This is a genomic window from Vibrio sp. OPT20, from assembly GCF_963889365.1.
In the GTDB taxonomy this organism is placed as follows: domain Bacteria; phylum Pseudomonadota; class Gammaproteobacteria; order Enterobacterales; family Vibrionaceae; genus Vibrio; species Vibrio splendidus.
In genome coordinates, this window is sequence record NZ_CAWPOA010000032.1 from 1 (window position 1) to 225 (window position 225).

The 225-nt window shown below is 42.2% G+C and carries 1 protein-coding gene; it reads right to left on the reverse strand.

Going from position 1 to position 225, the window contains the following annotated elements; genetic code table 11:
- On the reverse strand, window positions 1-225 hold a 225-nt coding region (locus AACR09_RS06395), incomplete at both ends, for a transposase (RefSeq protein ID WP_193836221.1).

The following is a 225-nucleotide window of genomic DNA, read 5'->3' on the forward strand; positions in this document are numbered from 1 at the left end:
GGGTTTAATTCTGGTGAATATGGCGGGATATGGATTATCGTGATGTTCTTAAAATGATTGGCTAAATGTGTTTGATGCCAGCTCGCTTGATCCATAATAACCACGGAATGTTTACCTCTAGGGGTCGCCGTTGAGATTAATTCAAGATGCTTCGTCATTGCTTCCATGTTGCTTAACGGTGAAACAATAGCTTCAGCTTCGCCTGTATTGATACAAACGGCTCCA